Annotated in this window: 1 protein-coding gene; it reads right to left on the bottom strand. The window is 28.2% G+C overall.

The genetic code is table 11. The features are described 5' to 3' along the window. Positions 1 to 136: 136 nt before the first annotated feature. Positions 137 to 436 carry a DUF3892 domain-containing protein gene (locus tag G3997_RS03505; RefSeq protein ID WP_296648176.1) on the bottom strand — a complete coding sequence of 100 codons (300 nt, stop codon included), beginning with the start codon at positions 434 to 436 and terminating at the stop codon, positions 137 to 139. Positions 437 to 464 lie beyond the last annotated feature (28 nt).

Raw genomic sequence — 464 nt, 5'->3', positions numbered from 1 at the left:
AGTATAGCATAGGCTATACCTTTTATTTTATAGTTCATTAATATATAGATATTTATTTTATTATTCTTACATAATCAGTATATACTTCTTCCTTGCACTTTGATGGTATTATAACTTCTATTAAATATATATTTCATTAATCAGTTATACTAGGTAAATTACCTAAATTGTTACTTTCATCATCATCAGGTAAACTTCTTAAATATTCATGTCCTTTCTTAGTAGCAACAGCAACACCTGCTATTTCTCCCATCTTAGCCATTTGTATTCCTTCATCCTTACTTACCCTTTGACCATTTGATAATTCATATCCAACAACATCACCAGAATGCTTTACAAGCTTAGTTATTCTTTTTGCATCAGCATTTGGAGTTGGAACTTCTTTATTTATATTCTTAGGTAAATTGCCTATAACTCCATCATTCTTAAAATCCATTTTATACCTCCTACAAATAAACTAATAG

This window comes from Romboutsia sp. 13368 (assembly GCF_018336475.1).
Lineage (GTDB): Bacteria > Bacillota > Clostridia > Peptostreptococcales > Peptostreptococcaceae > Romboutsia.
This window is presented reverse-complemented; position numbering and strand designations above follow the sequence as displayed.